The 16,006-nt window shown below is 47.7% G+C and carries 12 protein-coding genes; 2 read left to right on the plus strand and 10 right to left on the minus strand.

From position 1 onward, the window contains the following. Positions 1 to 101: 101 nt before the first annotated feature. From KTG12_RS08920 to nspC, 5 genes are all read right to left on the minus strand, one after another. The gene (locus KTG12_RS08920) at positions 102 to 1,208 is read right to left on the minus strand and encodes an HU family DNA-binding protein (protein ID WP_122115731.1); all 1,107 of its coding nucleotides are present in this window, start codon (positions 1,206 to 1,208) and stop codon (positions 102 to 104) included. Next, a complete protein-coding gene (locus KTG12_RS08925) occupies positions 1,201 to 1,491 on the minus strand; it encodes an HU family DNA-binding protein (protein ID WP_119215884.1) in 291 nt (96 codons plus the stop codon). The genes KTG12_RS08920 and KTG12_RS08925 overlap by 8 nt, the downstream gene beginning before the upstream one ends. Before the next feature lie 83 nt (positions 1,492 to 1,574). Beyond that, entirely contained in the window at positions 1,575 to 2,870 is a 1,296-nt protein-coding gene (gene rimO, locus KTG12_RS08930; protein ID WP_122115730.1) for a 30S ribosomal protein S12 methylthiotransferase RimO, read from the minus strand. Positions 2,871 to 2,890: 20 nt separating this feature from the next. Beyond that, complete coding sequence (gene ftsY / locus KTG12_RS08935; RefSeq protein ID WP_005638194.1) at positions 2,891 to 3,844, minus strand: signal recognition particle-docking protein FtsY; 954 nt, start codon at positions 3,842 to 3,844, stop codon at positions 2,891 to 2,893. 149 nt (positions 3,845 to 3,993) lie between these two features. Further along, a complete protein-coding gene (gene nspC / locus KTG12_RS08940) occupies positions 3,994 to 5,133 on the minus strand; it encodes a carboxynorspermidine decarboxylase (protein WP_155143731.1) in 1,140 nt (379 codons plus the stop codon). Between the two features lie 289 nt (positions 5,134 to 5,422). Between nspC and KTG12_RS08945 the strand changes: the two genes are divergently transcribed. Both KTG12_RS08945 and KTG12_RS08950 read left to right on the plus strand, forming a co-directional pair. Continuing rightward, the gene (locus tag KTG12_RS08945) at positions 5,423 to 5,782 is read left to right on the plus strand and encodes a BlaI/MecI/CopY family transcriptional regulator (protein WP_005638199.1); all 360 of its coding nucleotides are present in this window, start codon (positions 5,423 to 5,425) and stop codon (positions 5,780 to 5,782) included. 20 nt (positions 5,783 to 5,802) lie between these two features. Then, the gene (locus tag KTG12_RS08950; RefSeq protein ID WP_005638201.1) at positions 5,803 to 7,122 is read left to right on the plus strand and encodes a TonB family protein; all 1,320 of its coding nucleotides are present in this window, start codon (positions 5,803 to 5,805) and stop codon (positions 7,120 to 7,122) included. Positions 7,123 to 7,297: 175 nt separating this feature from the next. Here KTG12_RS08950 and KTG12_RS08955 read toward each other — a convergent pair whose 3' ends face one another. From KTG12_RS08955 to rhaT, 5 genes are all read right to left on the minus strand, one after another. Next, positions 7,298 to 9,514, minus strand: coding sequence for an alpha-L-rhamnosidase C-terminal domain-containing protein (locus KTG12_RS08955; RefSeq protein WP_005638203.1), 2,217 nt, complete (start codon positions 9,512 to 9,514; stop codon positions 7,298 to 7,300). Positions 9,515 to 9,525: 11 nt separating this feature from the next. Beyond that, positions 9,526 to 12,105 carry a family 78 glycoside hydrolase catalytic domain gene (locus KTG12_RS08960; protein ID WP_005638205.1) on the minus strand — a complete coding sequence of 860 codons (2,580 nt, stop codon included), beginning with the start codon at positions 12,103 to 12,105 and terminating at the stop codon, positions 9,526 to 9,528. A gap of 17 nt (positions 12,106 to 12,122) precedes the next feature. Then, positions 12,123 to 13,874 carry an alpha-L-rhamnosidase C-terminal domain-containing protein gene (locus KTG12_RS08965; RefSeq protein ID WP_005638207.1) on the minus strand — a complete coding sequence of 584 codons (1,752 nt, stop codon included), beginning with the start codon at positions 13,872 to 13,874 and terminating at the stop codon, positions 12,123 to 12,125. A gap of 107 nt (positions 13,875 to 13,981) precedes the next feature. After that, entirely contained in the window at positions 13,982 to 14,782 is an 801-nt protein-coding gene (gene rhaD, locus KTG12_RS08970; protein WP_005638209.1) for a rhamnulose-1-phosphate aldolase, read from the minus strand. Between the two features lie 164 nt (positions 14,783 to 14,946). Continuing rightward, the gene (gene rhaT, locus KTG12_RS08975; RefSeq protein ID WP_005638211.1) at positions 14,947 to 15,972 is read right to left on the minus strand and encodes an L-rhamnose/proton symporter RhaT; all 1,026 of its coding nucleotides are present in this window, start codon (positions 15,970 to 15,972) and stop codon (positions 14,947 to 14,949) included. Positions 15,973 to 16,006 lie beyond the last annotated feature (34 nt).

Genomic DNA, 16,006 nt, shown 5'->3' on the forward strand with positions numbered 1-16,006 from the left:
AATTAGAAATGTTAAATTCGTATTCTGCACTTTCGCAGTTAAATAATACTAACCTGCACAGAACTATTTTGTTTTATTTTACTTAAGAGAGAGAGTTTTTATTACAGTTTGCCACTCAGTATCTCAGTCTGGCGGGCAGCGGCTTTTTCAATGGAAGAACGATCACGACGGTCGATGCCGTACATTTCCGGTGCAGGCACCTCGATCACAGTACCGATAGGCACGTTATTCGGGTCCGTTATGACAGCTCTGTTATATTCATACAGATATACCCAGAACAATTTGCTTCCGTAATATTTCAACGAGATCAGCGTCAGGCGGCTTCCCGGCTCGATCTTGACACGGGCAATGACTTTAGGCGAAACGGCTTCGGGTTCAACTTCCGGATTTTCCACCGTTGTTTCACCCACAGTCTGGGAGGAATCTTCATTGGCAAAAACGATTGTCGTATCCGGAACGGCTTCGGTCGCAACAGTCTCTCCTTTGGGAAAGACCGTATCAATCCTCAAGGGCTCTTTTTCCTTTTCGAAAAAGTACGTGCGATTCAGGTAAAGCCCGATATTGAATAGCATAAGAAGGAATACAAACATAGAAACAACGGCAATCCGCTTCGTGCGGGGCTTCTTTCTTTCCGCATCCGGACCAGTTTCTACCTCTTCGATCGGACTGTCAGGTCCGGAACTATCTGAACGTTCGTCCACAACCGGTTCAAGGGTATCCATCCCTTCATCTTCGGGCTGCCCGGCAGGTTCTTCTTCTGAAAAGACAACAGGTTCTTCTTCGGGAAGATGTTTCTCTTCCGGTATCATCTCCTCAATCGATTCGTCTTCCGTCTCTTTTATGTCCGGTTCGTCCAACACGACATCCATATCGGTAAAATCGACATTCTCCCGCAGTTCGGTCGTTTCAAAAAAAGAGAACGGTTTATTGACAAGTTCCCGCAGTTCCTTGTCCGGCAGGAAGGAAAACTTGTAATGTTCCGGGATTACAAAACGTTCACCCGTATTCACATGAATGCTTTCACGCTTCTCCACCGGAATGATCTTAAAAGTACCGAGCCCCTTGACCTTTACCAGTTTATCCGTATAGACACCTTCCGACACGACCGCTATGAATTCTCTCAAAAAGCGCTCGGAACTATTCTTGTCCTTACCTGTATATTCGGCCAACAGACCGGCCAGATCCTGTATCGCCAGCCGGTTATTCATGGTCGCCTAATTCTTTAAGTTTATTCTTGACGGTCGTTCCGGGTTTGAACACCGGGACAAGTTTTGGGGGGACTAAATACCGTTTTCCGTTTGAAGGATTGACAGAGATCCGTTCCGCTTTTTTTTTCACCTCAAACTGACCGAAGCCCTGCAAATATATGGTGTCGTTATCTACCAGACGCGAACTGACGACGGAACTCAGGACAGAAAGCGTTTCAGTAACTTCCTGCGCAGTCCAACCCATACGGGCGGCAAGTTCAGTAACCAGTTCCTTATTTTTCATATCCGCGTCCATTAATAGATTATGCAGCTATATTAGTTATTTTTTCGTAAACCGACAAACATCTTTGCAGTTTTTATGTCAAATTAAAGTACGCTTCCATACAGGTCGAAAGCTTGCGCATCGTCAATCCGCACGTTATAAAACATTCCGGGAATCAACAGCTTCTCTTTAGAAACAAGTATTTCCGGGTCGACCTCCGGCGAGTCGAATTCCGTACGGCCGACATAGAAATCTTCTTCTTCCCGATCGATCATCACCTTGAATACCTTTCCGATCTTGGAACCGTTCACTTCGGCCGAAATGCCTTCCTGTATACGCATCAGATAATCCAAACGGTCTTGTTTGACTTCCGGATCGACATCATCGGTATAATGTTTAAACGAATAGGTCCCTTCCTCATGACTGTAAGCAAAGGCGCCCATACGTTCGAAACGGGCTTCTTTTACGAATTCGACCAGTTCTTCAAAATCCTGCTCGGTTTCCCCTGGATGGCCAACCATCAAGGTCGTACGCAAATGGATGCCGGGTACTTCTTCCCGCATCCGGCGTATCAAGGCATATGTTTCTTCTTTCGTGATGTTACGGCGCATTTTCTTCAACATCGGGTCGCTGATATGCTGAAGGGCAATATCCATGTATTTGCAAACGTTATCGCGTTCGCTCATCACCCTGAGCAGATCATAAGGGAAATGGGACGGATAACCATAATGCAAGCGGATCCATTCCATTCCCGGAATATCGGAGATGCGTTCCACCAGTTCCGGCAACGCATGGCGTTTATACAAATCCAAACCGTAATAAGTCAAATCCTGGGCGATTACCTGAAATTCTTTCACACCCTGTTTCACCAGCAGGCGAACCTCTTTCTCGATCTCTTCCATCGGTATGGACTGGTAACGCCCCGTACTGATCGGAATGGCACAATACGAACAGGTACGGTCACACCCTTCGGCGATCTTCAGGTAGGCGTAATGCCGGGGAGTCGTCAAGACGCGGTCGGCAGCCAATTCCCGGTAGTAGGATTTACCCAAATCGTTCAACAGTTCTTTCCAATTGAACTTTCCATAGAAACGGTCGACTTCCGGCAACTCATTCTCCAAGTCTTTTAAGAACCGTTCGGAAAGACATCCCATGACAAACAATTTACCGATCTTCCCTTTCTTCTTGGCCTCTCCCAGATCGAGTATCATATTAATCGACTCTTCCTGGGCATCTCCGATAAAACCGCAGGTATTCACAACAACGATTTCACCATTAATCTTATGGGGGTCATGTTCGACGGTATACCCGTTCGCCACGAACTGGCGCATAAGCTGCTCCGAATCCACCAGGTTCTTTGAACATCCCAGCGTTATAATATCTACCTTATTTTTCCTCATATATTATGGTACAACTCCCTTTATTCTCCGAAAAGGGAGTTTACAAATTCTTTTCTATTGAAAACCTGGAGATCCTCCATTCCTTCTCCCAAGCCGATGTACTTGACAGGGATACGGAAATGATCCGAAATACCGATCACGACGCCACCTTTGGCCGTTCCGTCCAATTTGGTAACCGCCAAAGCATTCACCTCGGTTGCAGCCGTAAACTGCTTGGCTTGTTCAAATGCGTTTTGTCCGGTAGAACCGTCCAATACCAACAAGACTTCGTGCGGTGCATCGGGAACCACTTTCTTCATCACATTCTTGATCTTGGTCAGCTCGTTCATCAGATTGATCTTATTATGCAGACGACCGGCGGTATCGATAATCACCACATCCGCCCCGTTCGCCTTTGCCGAACTCAACGTGTCAAATGCCACCGAAGCAGGGTCGGAACCCATCTTCTGCTTCACGATAGGCACTCCTACCCGTTCGCTCCAAATCACCAATTGCTCTACAGCTGCGGCGCGGAACGTATCGGCTGCTCCCAAATACACATTTTTACCGGCCTTCTTGAACTGATAAGCCAGTTTGCCGATCGTGGTCGTCTTGCCTACCCCGTTCACGCCTACGACCATGATGACATACGGCTTCTTGTCTTCCGGAACCGTAAACGACTCCAGGTCTTCCGTATGATTTTCTGTAAGCAGGGAAGCGATCTCTTCACGCAGGATCGCTGTCAGCTCACTGGTCGTCACATATTTGTCTCTGGCTACGCGGTCTTCGATACGGGATATGATTTTCAGTGTAGTATCTACTCCGACATCGGAAGTAATCAGTACTTCTTCCAGATTGTCCAGCACTTCGTCGTCCACCTTGCTTTTACCGGCAATGGCTCTGGTAATCTTAGAAAATACATTTTCTTTTGTCTTAGATAACCCCTTGTCCAGAGTTTCCTTTTTTTCCTTACTGAAAAAGCTAAAAATACCCATACCTTAATTATTGCTTAATTATTTCTTTTCTGAATGAGTGCGCTAAATTACTAAATAATTGACAATTGACAATTGACAATCGACAATTTTATTTGCACAACCTGATTTACAATCCAGACATTCCTCTTCTTTATTAATTGTCAATTGATTCAGTCCATTCTTCCCTTGTAATCTTCGTAGCCGAACTCCTTGTACATCACGAGCCGGTCCTCCTTGCTCCACAAAGCCAAGGATGGATGCGGGATTCCGTTGAACATGGTCGTTTTGACAATGGTATAATGGATCATATCTTCGAATATCAATTTATCACCCACTTTCAAGGGTTGCTCGAAAAACCAATCGCCCATATAGTCACCACTCAGACAGCTGTTTCCTCCGATACGATAAACAGGCTTTCCTTCTTCCGGCTCTATAGCCCCGCGAATCACCGGTTTATAGGGCATCTCCAGACAATCCGGCATATGGCAAGTGAAAGAGGCATCTATGATCGCGGTCTTGATACCATGATTCTCCACGATATCCACCACCGTCGTCAGCAGAAATCCGGTTTGCCACGCAAATGCGCTTCCCGGCTCCATGATGATTTCGAGGTTCGGATATTTGGCCTTGAACGCCTGCAACAGCCCGATCAGATGTTCCGTATCATAGCCTTTTCGTGTCATCAGATGCCCGCCTCCCATATTCAACCATTTGATATGCGGCAGGAAACGGCCGAAACGCTTTTCCACTTCTCCCAACGTCTTTTCCAGATCATACGAACTCGATTCGCAAAGCGTATGAAAATGCAAGCCCTCGACACCATCGGGCAACTGACCGTCCAAAAGGTCGCTAACCACTCCCATCCGGGAGCCCGGAGCGCAAGGATTATACAAATCCGTTTTGACATCCGAATATTCAGGATTGATGCGCAGACCGCACGATACCCGGTTTCCGTCCGCCTGCACCATCGGATAGAAACGTTCGAACTGCGTAAGCGAATTGAACGTCACATGACTGCTGTATCTTAAAATCTCCGGGAAATCCGCTTCCGTATATGCCGGCGAATAGGTATGTGCCCGACTACCCATCTCTTCAAAAGCCAGCCTGGCCTCAAACTTCGAACTTGCTGTCGAATACGGAATATATTCACGCACGATCGGAAATGCTTTCCACATCGCAAACGCCTTAAAAGCCAGAATTACATTAACTCCCGCCCTCTCCTTCACGCTCTTGATCAGTGACAAATTACGGCGGAGCAACTCTTCTTCCATCACATAACAGGGAGATGGTATCATATTGAAGTCTATCATCCGGTAAGTATTTTTCTTTGATTCTGTTGGGCAAAGATACATAATAAAAAGCGAAAAACAAGAACAGGGCTTATCGCCTCCCTTCTTCTTATCGTACTTTTTTCCTAAAGATCCGTTAGTCCAAATCAAAACACACAGGCATGAAAATGAAATCCTCCACAACACCAGAAGCAAGAAGCCCTTTTTTCCTCATTAACAATTATTACCATAAGACACGTACCCTTATCTACTAAAATAAAGTAGATTTGCGAAAAGATAGTAATCTGAAATTCAAAAAAACAACAAGACAATGGAAAGACTGACTGCACAAGAAGAAAGCGTGATGTTGTATATCTGGAAATTAGGATCATGTTTCATCCGTGACATACTGAACGAAATGCCCGATCCGAAACCGCCCTACACCAGCGTGGCATCGGTGGTCCGGAACCTTGAAAAAAAGAAGTACGTCACCCCGAAGAAATTCGGAACGATTACACTCTTTTCTCCACGTGTGAAAGAAGCGGAATACAAGCGTACTTTCATGTCGAATGTCGTACAAAATTATTTCACCGGTTCTTATAAAGAAATGGTTTCCTTCTTTGTCCGCGATCGTAAATTATCCAAAAGCGATTTGCAGGACTTGATGGATCAGATCGAAAAGGAAGAATAATCAATTATAAAGATATCAATATGATAACTCCGATACTAATCTATTTTCTAAAGGTAAATCTGGCGTTGGCATTTTTATATATCTGTTATCGCCTATTATTCCGTGACGATACGTTCTTCAGGTTACGCAGAGGGGTGTTATTGTCGATTTACCTGATCGCATTCCTTTACCCTTTACCGGATTTAAGCGGCTGGTTATCCACCCAGACAAGTGTAGCAGGTATAGTCGGCTACTATTCAGGGTTGCTACCTAAAGAAACAGTCCTGACAGCAAGCAATGAAATAGCCGCCTCCGACTGGAAAGAAACCGGGCTCAAGGTTATGCAAGTTATCTGGCTGGCAGGAGCCGGCCTGTTGCTGTCCAGATGTCTGGCGGAGCTGTTCACTGTTTCTCGTTTACACCGGAAATGTAGGAAAATCACTTTGAACGGCATCGAAGTTTGTATCCTTCCGGAAGCGGAAGCCTCCTACTCCTTTTTCGGCTGGATTTTCATTTCATCCGATCCGCATCAACGGGAAAGGCTTGATGACATTTTGATCCATGAACAAACACACGTCCGCCAATGGCATTCGATCGACATGATGGCTGGTGAAATCATCTGTATCGCCTGCTGGTTAAATCCGTTTGCCTGGTGGCTAAAGAAAGAGATCGGTATAAATCATGAATTTATCGCAGATGAACAAGTCATGCTTGCCGGATTCGACAAAAAAGAATACCAGTACCATCTGATCGGAGTAAAACATCCCAATACGGCTATTGCAAATTTATATAACAATTTCAGTGTCTTACCACTTAAAAAGAGAATTACTATGTTAAACAAAAAAAGAACGAACAACGCCAGAAAAGTGAAATACCTGGCACTGGTTCCAATGGCCGCAGGCTTGCTATTGCTCAATAATATCGATGCGATGGCACGTGTTTTGAATGAAAAGGTAGCAGAGGTTATCCAACAGCCGACTGCTCTCGCCACCACTACTGTTTCCAAAATGGAAGCAGCCAATCCGCTTCCACCGGAAAAAGACAAGATTTATGACACATGTGATATCATGCCGGAATTTCCGGGCGGGCAAAATGCATTATTGCAGTTTCTTGCTAAAAACATAAAATATCCGACAGAAGCCCAGCAACAGGGAAAACAGGGAAAAGTAGTCGTCACATTCGTTATCGAAAAAGACGGAAGCATCACAAACGCCAAAGTGACACAGGCTTTATATCCCTCATTGGATGAAGAATCCTTACGGATTGTCAAGTCGATGCCCAAATGGACTCCGGGAAAGATGAAAGACGGAAAAGTCGTCCGCGTACAATATACCGTCCCGTTAACTTACCGATTGCAGTAGCCTGACAGTATTTCCCTTTTTGAGCAGGACACAAAAAAGGCATGCAATCTTCAAAAATGCTGCCAGGCGATATACGAAGATCACATGCCCCACGCTCCTCTCGAAAAGGGAGATGTTTTTATAAATTACCACGGCTTACCCGCAGAAGAGTAATAGAAAGAATGATACAAAAGTACTATTTTTTTCCTTTAAGGCCTACATGTTTCGCCTGATGGCGCCCCGGATCGAAATTCTTGCGGGAGCCATCGGGCCAGATGACTTCGGCTGTCGTTCCTTCGGGAACGGAAAGGGTGGCCTGTATCTTTTTACCTTTGCGTTTCAGCGACACCTCTATCTTGCCGAAATGCGTATCTACTGTAGCAGAGGCTTCGGTCAAAGTGCCCATTTGGGGACAAACCTTGAAGGAACGAAAACCTGGAGAGGTAGGTTCTATACCGCACACTTTCTGACTCAGCAACGTAAGAGGGCCACCACTCCATGCATGGTTGATCGTACCGCCTCCGAAACCGTCCGGACCGATTCCCCATCCTTCGAACAAGGTCGTATATTCAGGATAATCCATCATTTTCGCATAGCGTTGCTTCATCCTCTCTAAAGCAAAGGCCGGTTCATTCATTTGGAACAAGGCTTCGAGCACATACTTTTCCATATAGGGACTGGCATGGCATTCCTTCTTCAGGACTTTTACCAGAGCAGGATATTTATCAGCGGAAGCTAAACCGGAAACGACAGCCATCGCCTGTGCACGGTCGTCCGTTTCTCCCTTATAGCCGGGAGAGCGATATGCTGATCCTGTCCAAAACTTTGTGTCGAAGCATTTCCCTATACTGTACATCATACGGCCGATCTCATCGGCATCGGCTGTTTTTCCAAGTTGGAGGGCAAAAGCTTTCTCTGCTTTCAAGGCCAAATAATACCAGCAATTTACCAACACGCCCATATCGATGTTTTCTCCCCAGTCACCCCAGCTCCAATCGCCGTCACGCTCGATAACCAGGCCGCTCTTATCTACTTGCCATACTTCGTGCAGATAGTGGTGCATTCGGTCATAAATACCGGCGACAAAGCTACTGTCGCCACTATAATAATACTGGGTATAGAAACCGTACCAACCTACCGAAGCCAACATTTGCAATGGCAACTCTTTCCGCCAGTTACCAGCCGGGGCCGGAGCGAAAATCACACCGTCTTCGCGTTGCCAGTTCATCAGTTCGTAGATGCCTTTCAGCGCCAGTTTATGGCTAGAGGGAGAAAGGGCATAGAAAGCCTCGCCCAATTCGTTCACCTCGTCACCCCACCATTGCGCCCGTTCGCGGTCCGGACAGTCCATATAACTATCGCGCATCGTTATATATAAGGTGCGGGCCGAACGTTTCCAAAGTTCGTTCATGAACGGATCATTGCAACTGAAAGAACCTGTAAATTCGGTATCGTAACCGGTTTCCCGGAATTTCACATCCAGCACCTTCACGCCTTCCGGCAGGATATATTGCATCTCGTGACCGTTCATCCAGCCTAAACTCTCATATTCCTGCACGCCGTCGCGCGTGACATATTCAGCGCGGACGTTGTATTGAGAACCGCCCTCATAGTTGTCCGTCCGGATATGGATCACCTTGCCGGCAGGAGCTTCCACTTTCAGATAAGGAGTCACTTGGCTGTTATAAGGCAGACGACAATAAAGCGTATCGCCGGCAGACGACCGGCGGACACTGACATACGGTTTCAAGCCATAGTCTTTCCATAGGGGTACCGGACGCTCGACCAATTTACCTAAAGGGGCGACCCCGACAGACGAAATAATTTCGGCATTCGGCATCTTGCCTGTGTAGCCGGGCTGATTCCAGCCGGACATTTCCATCCTGGCATCGAAACGGATATTGCTTTCCGGCAAACGATAATTCGGATAGGGCGCCTCAGTATCCTGATAGGCATCATATACGGTGCATTGCCAGCTCTTGTCGGAAACGATCTCGACACCAGGAGCGACAGCTTCAAACAGCAAGGCAGCCAGACCACTGTTCACATGACTGAATCCGCTTTTACCGAAATGCCAGACCAGCACAGCAATCGTATTCTCGCCATTTTGCAAATAAGGAGCTATCTCTACCGGATCGTAGTAGGTGTCATACGGAGAAGGTCCCCGTTTAAGCCCGCCTTCAAAGACGACCAGGCGACCGTTTATCCACAACCAATATTTGCTATCGGCAGCGATGCGGGCGGTAAGAGTTTGCGGAACCTTGTCTATATGGACGGTTTTACGGAAAGCCAACCAGGTGTTCGTCTCGCTCTGACAACGTTCCGTATTGATCCAATGGGCTTTCCAGCCAGATTCAGCATGGCCGGAAGCGATACATCCGATTAACAGTAACAACAGAAAATAATGTTTCATGGTATTCTCGTTTAATAAGTTTTCACATGTGTACCAGACCCGACTGTTTCCGTCTTATCGCCGACACGGATATCCGCCGTACAGCCGGACGGGATCGTCACGGTAAGAGTAACTTTGCCTCCCTCCCGTTTCCATTCGCTCGAAATCAAGCCCCGTACAGAATGATACTCACCTTTCGCCCAATTCACTCTTTCCACGAAATGAGGCGTAATCAGAATATGGCGGAAACCTGGTTCAACAGCATCGTAGTTGATACCAGCAAGCTGATTCATCATCCAAGCAGAGACATCTCCCATAAAGACATGATTCAGGGAGGCGTCGCGGAACTCAGGACTTAACGTCCAGGTTTCAGGCAACGTCGTATATCCCATCGTTTCCACCCAATAGCCCCAAGAGGGAGCTTCCGTCTTCGTAATCATCTTCATAGCATCCTCGACATAGCCGTAGCGGGTCAGCATGGCCGGAACAGACTTGCTTCCGAGCAGGCCGAAATCGAGGAAATGGTTGTTGGCACGCACGACCTCGCAAAGTTTATCGGCGACCAACTGCTCCTTACCTTCCGGTACGATTCCTAAATAGAGGGCAATCGCCTGTGCCGTCTGGGTTCCTTCAGCATAGACCCCCGTTTCGGGATTGAAGAACTTACGGTTGACCAAGGCCTTCAACTCGTCGGCTCTCTGCCGATAAGGGGCGGCATCTTTACCCAACAGTCCGGCGAAACGGGCCATCAAGGTGTAATCCAAATAATAATAAGCAGTAGAGGTATAAGTGTTATTGGTCGTAGACTTCCAGTACACCCAATCTCCTAAACCGAAGGTCAGGTAACCACCGTCCTTCTCTTTTGCTTTCAAATAATCCAAATAGCGCAACATCGTAGGATACAGGTTCTCGATACTGCGTGTCTCACCATAATAATTATACAAAGCATTTGGGATGATAAACATGGCGGCATCCCATACCGGGCCGGGCCATTCACCATATCCCCAGCCGCTGGAGGGGATAATACCGGAGATCTCACCGGCTTCGCGCTGGTTATCAATGAAGTCGTTCATCCATTTCTCATACAAGGTGATGGCGTCGAAACCTAACAGGCCGAGGTCGATTGCTACATGCGCATCGGCCGTCCAGCCGTTCTTTTCACGCTGCGGGCAATCGGTCGGAATACTGTGCAGGTTACTACGATAGGCTTCCATTGTCGCCTTCCATATTTTGTTCAACAACGGATCGGAGCAGGAGAAGGAGCCTACGGGCTCTACCGCTGTGTGCATGAACAGTCCGGTCAGACTCTCTTTTGTCAGGACTACGGGAGCCGAACTTTCAACTTCCACATGCTGGAAACCATGATAGGCGAATGAAGGCATAAAGATTTCCTCTTCACCTGTTCCTTTCAGTGTGAACACATCCATCTGGAAAACCTCTCCCGGTTTCACAGGATGATAATAGACATCTATATTTCCCTGTTCCAGACGACCGTCTGTTTTCAGCAACTCTCCATGCTTCAAAGTGATCCGCGTACCGGGAGCACCTTTCACCTTTAATCGGGACAGACCGGCAAAATTCTTTTCGAATGAAAATACATAAAGTTTATCGCTGAACTTCTTCATCGAGACAGGCTGCAATTCTTCCGTAATCCGGATACCCGGCATCTGCTGGGCGGCCAATAAGGGAGCCGGAGCTTCCGTAACTTGTACCGGATCCCACTTGCTGTCATCGAACCCTTCCGCGTTCCAACCATTTTCTTCCAACGTGGCATCGTATTTGTCACCGCTGTAGATGTTGTTATAGGTATAGGGACCGGTCGCGGTACGCCAACTTTCATCGGTGGCGATGACTTCAGTCGTACCATCGGTATAGCGTAGGCGCAATTCACAGAGCATCCGGGGACGGTTACGCCAACGGGCAGTCTCGAAATTCCAGACAGCTTTGGATTGTACATTGTGCCAGCCGTTACCCAAAACGGTAGCGATAGCGTTGCCACCCGGTTTTAAAAGAGAGGTTACATCATGTGTCACATATAGGATACGTTTGTCGAAATGCGTATAGCCCGGATCAAGATAGTTCTCTCCTACCCGCTTACCGTTGATAAACAAATCGTAATAACCAGCGGCAGCCACATACACGCGGGCTTCTTCAATCTCTTTTCCCAATGTAAAAGCTTTGCGGAACATGGGGGCCGGCTCGAACTCCTTATCGTGACTGTCGGTTATCCATTTTCCCGACCAGTCGGACGACTTGAATTTGGCAGTCTCGAAAGTAGCCGTTTCCGAAGTCTCGCAAATGTCTCCATCCTGATCCCATACCGTCACATTCCAATAGTAACGGGTATGCGGTTCCAATGTCATATTATCGGTATACGGTTGCAGGTTATCCGGCGAGGTCCCGATACGGATTTCCGAACGGGAAGCCAAAAAGTTCTTCTCACTTCCTTTGTATTCCCAAGTGAAACGGGGACTTTTCGTATCCAAACCGATCGGTTCGCGCAGGTATTCTGTTCGCAGGTTCACCGGAACCGTAAGCTCGTTTTTACCTTTGCAACCCATCAGCGAGAAGAAGGCAAGTGAGCAGATCAACAGCGTGTTTTTTTTTACCATATCTTTATCTGATTTGATTATCGTACAACTTTTACTTCGGACGGAGCATCGATCCGACTCCGTACTTTCCCGTCAGCGCCTTTTTCGTGACGGATAGTGATCACACCGTAAGGAGTCGGGAACGTTCCTTCCACCCACTCCAAGTCACCTAAATGCGGTGTGATCCGGACAACGCGGCAACCCGGCTCCACAACCTGGACACCCAACACATATTCACTCAGCCAGGAAGTCGGACCAGAAGCCCAACCGTGACAAAGGCTATGGCGGAAACCTTTATAACAATAAGCCCCGTAATCGCCATGAATATCTTTCTTGCCTACCGGAACCAATTCATCGATGCGAGAAGCGCCGGGCAACCAGTCTAAGTTGAAATCTTCCCAAAAAGTAGTTGCACCCAAATCGAGCATCGCACCCCAGAATTGGCGTATCACGTCGATCGCCCCTTGATAATTGCCGGCAGCAGCCATCGCTCGAAGCATATAATAACCATAAAAAGTAGAGAATCCATGCCCTCCATTAACTGCGAGATATCTCCGATCGGCCTCTTCCGGCTTCATCAGTCCGGCCAACGCCAACAGGGAAGCTGCCTGTTTCGATCCAGGAGCATCCGGAGCAACACCTGACTTCAGGAAAGGTTTTATCACCTTCGAAGCGGCCTTGGTCATCCTGTTTCCTACAGCCTCGCATTCTGCCGCCAACGCATCTTCGCCCAACACCTTACAAAGTTCGTTTCCGGCTTTCATCGCCTGTAGCATCAAGGCTTGCAAGCCGGCATCGATGGCAACCGGATTTTCACTGGACGGCCAATCGAGGAAACGTCCTCCTCCGTCGAGCTTCTCGACGCCGTCGTCACCGACTTTGGAGATCAAAAGACGGAGCAAACCGGTCAAATAGTCTTTCTGTTCCTTCAAGTAAGCCAAGTCCCCCTGATAGTAATACCAGTCGCGCTGGATCAGCAACCACCAGATGGAGTAACTGCACATCCCGTTCATCCAGCCAGGCAACGGCGTTGCATCGCGGATAAAATCAAGGCTTTTCGGTATCACCTCGTTATATCCGAAAACAGTGTTGACCGTCATCACTTCCGGATGCAAATCACCAATCCAGACCAAACGGTCACGTTTGATGCCGTCCCAAATATACTCCTGCATATTCAAATGTACCGTATAAGCACCAGTCTGCCAAATCCGGTTCAGCCGTTCGTCGTTGCAACGAAATGAGCCTTTATATGGGATGTCCCGAAAAACGGAAATGGCACGTATTTCTTTAATATGCAATTCGACGGAATCGTCCAAAAGATCAATCCGAGCAAACCGAAACCCAGAATTACCCACTTCCATAACCCCCAACCAGGGTAGGCGAATAGTAAAATCGCGCATGGCATGATCGTTGGAAGCACCGTTCACCCCATCTATATCGCACATGGCTTCACTTACCGACTCACCCAAACGGATCCGGACGGCGACTGGTTCGTGCGAAGCCGGCATGCCGGTTACTATTTGCAAGCCGCCTTGCAGTTCTTTTCCAAAATCAAGAAGGATGGCAGGATGCTGCCGGTCGGTGCTCGAAAGCTTACAGATGTTATGATTCACAAGATTGGATTGTCCGTTTCCAGAAAGAAGCAAATGGTTTGCACCCTGTATCAACTGGCTTTCCTGTTGCCAGACGATGCGTGCGGGAGGTAGATATTCGCGTACACGACTATCGCGCTGCCGAGCGGACAATGATACGGCAAAGAATAGAGATATAAGAATAAATAATGTTTTCATGGTATATGGTATTTATATGAATGATGATTTACCGGTGTAGTGACAAACAAAGCTATACCTCGTTGCTATAAACACACCTATAAATCATCATTTACGATCGTAACCTATCACAAACCGAAGGCCGGAACCAAATCATCCAACTGCTTGTCAGTCATGCCGGCGGGTTCGTATCCTGCCATGCGTGCGCTGAAATAGATTTGGGCGGACTTGCTTAGCGTGTCGATTGCGTCAAAACATTCGATCAGGTCTTCACCGACTGCCAAAATACCATGTTTTTCCCAGAATACGACATCGTGCTTTTCCAATTGTTTAATGGTTGCACGTGCTAAATCCAGTGTCCCAGGTATTTCATAGGGAACAATACCGACTCCTTTCGGGACAATGATACGACATTCGGGAATCATGCTCCACAACGTACGGGTGATGACATCCGAATCCAAGAACGGTTTACAATGCGTCATGCCGATCAGGTCGGTCGGGTGCGTATGCAGAACGACTCTGTTATCACGGCCCAGGCCACGCAGATAATTATGCATCATCAAATGCGAAGGCAACTCGGAAGTAGGCAAAATCAATTGTTCAGCAATAATATCATAACTTTTTCCATCCCCGGCGATACGGATCAAGGAACCGTTGGCCAACGGTTCCTGTGCTACATAACGCATCCGCTTTCCTGTACCGGTGACATAGAAAATATGTCCGGCAAGAGCGGTCATCGCTTCTTGTAAAGGAATAGCCGGTCCCAGTGCGGGAAGTGCTTTTTCGACATCGTTCATCAAGTCGGTCAGGTTTACGGAAATGTTACCACCGTTACGTTCCGCCCATCCTTTTGTCCAAAGATAGCCGGCCACTTCAGCGATACGGCCAATCTCGGCCATCAATTTTTCATTGTTTCTGATTGTTTTCATTTTACTTATATATCTTTTTTATGAGGGACACGCCCCCGGCTCAAAATTGTTCTTCACCCGGCAAAAAACAGACAAGCACGGGAGCTTAATTTCATACCTATGGAAATTAAGTTCCATACCTATCGAACTAACGTCCCATGCCTATCTCCAATCCGATCATTATCTTAAATCAAATTAGGCAGCAAAAGTGAGAATATCAGGAGACACATGCCGCAAACCAAAACGACGATCGTCTGCCGGCTCACCCCTTTCCACTCTTTCAATATAATGCCCCACACATTGCTGAAGATCACATTCAGCGACATCAAGATGCTCCATGAAAAGGCCAGCATCACCGGAGATTCGGCAAAATAGCTCTTTCCCATTCCCAGCCCGAAGAATTGCGAATACCACAAAACACCTGCCAGCGCACAAAATAAGACATTATTCAGCAAAGTACCGCCTGATACGGAGAAATAATCTCTCCCCGTCTTGTTCCTTACATTCTGGAAAAGGCAATAAGAGGCGTTCGTGATAAAACCCCCGATCGTCACCAACAGGATGACCGGATTCAGTGCGAACAATTCGCTTGCGCCGGACTGTTTCGCCTTCTCAAGGATCGGAGCGCCGGATTCCAGGCCCAGATTGAAGCAGGCACTCATCACACCGGCCAAAAGAGCGACAAGCAAACCTTTCGTCAACGCGAAATCCTTTACAGCCGCTTTCTTTTCCTCCTCGGTCATATTACGGGCGCGAAGACTTCCGGCATACCCGATCACGGCGATACCGGCAAGCGTGATACACACACCGATCAGCAAGACCAGGCCATCGCCATGAAACAAATCCGTTCCGCCAAAAACTGCCGGGAAAAGCGTCCCGAAACCGGCACACGTTCCAAGCGCGATGCTCTGGCCGAGCGCAACCCCCAAATAACGCATGCTCAACCCGAAGGTCAACCCGCCGATCCCCCACAAGATTCCGTAGATAACGGCCCCCGCAGCTCCGCCGGCACTCCACAGTTCCAAGAGGCTGCTCCCATTGGGAATGGCAAGCTGCGCTCCTAAGAATGGGAAGACGAGCCAGGCAAAAATGCCTTGCACCAACCAAAAACTTTCCCAGCTCCAATCCTTGACTTTGTTGATCGGAACGTAGGAACTGCTCTGCCCGAAACTACCGATTGCGATTATGATCAATCCGATGATTATTTCCATATATGTTATTTTTAGAGGGCGAACCTGTGTGTTC

It is taken from the genome of Parabacteroides sp. MSK.9.14, assembly GCF_019041495.1.
In the GTDB taxonomy this organism is placed as follows: Bacteria; Bacteroidota; Bacteroidia; order Bacteroidales; family Tannerellaceae; genus Parabacteroides; species Parabacteroides merdae.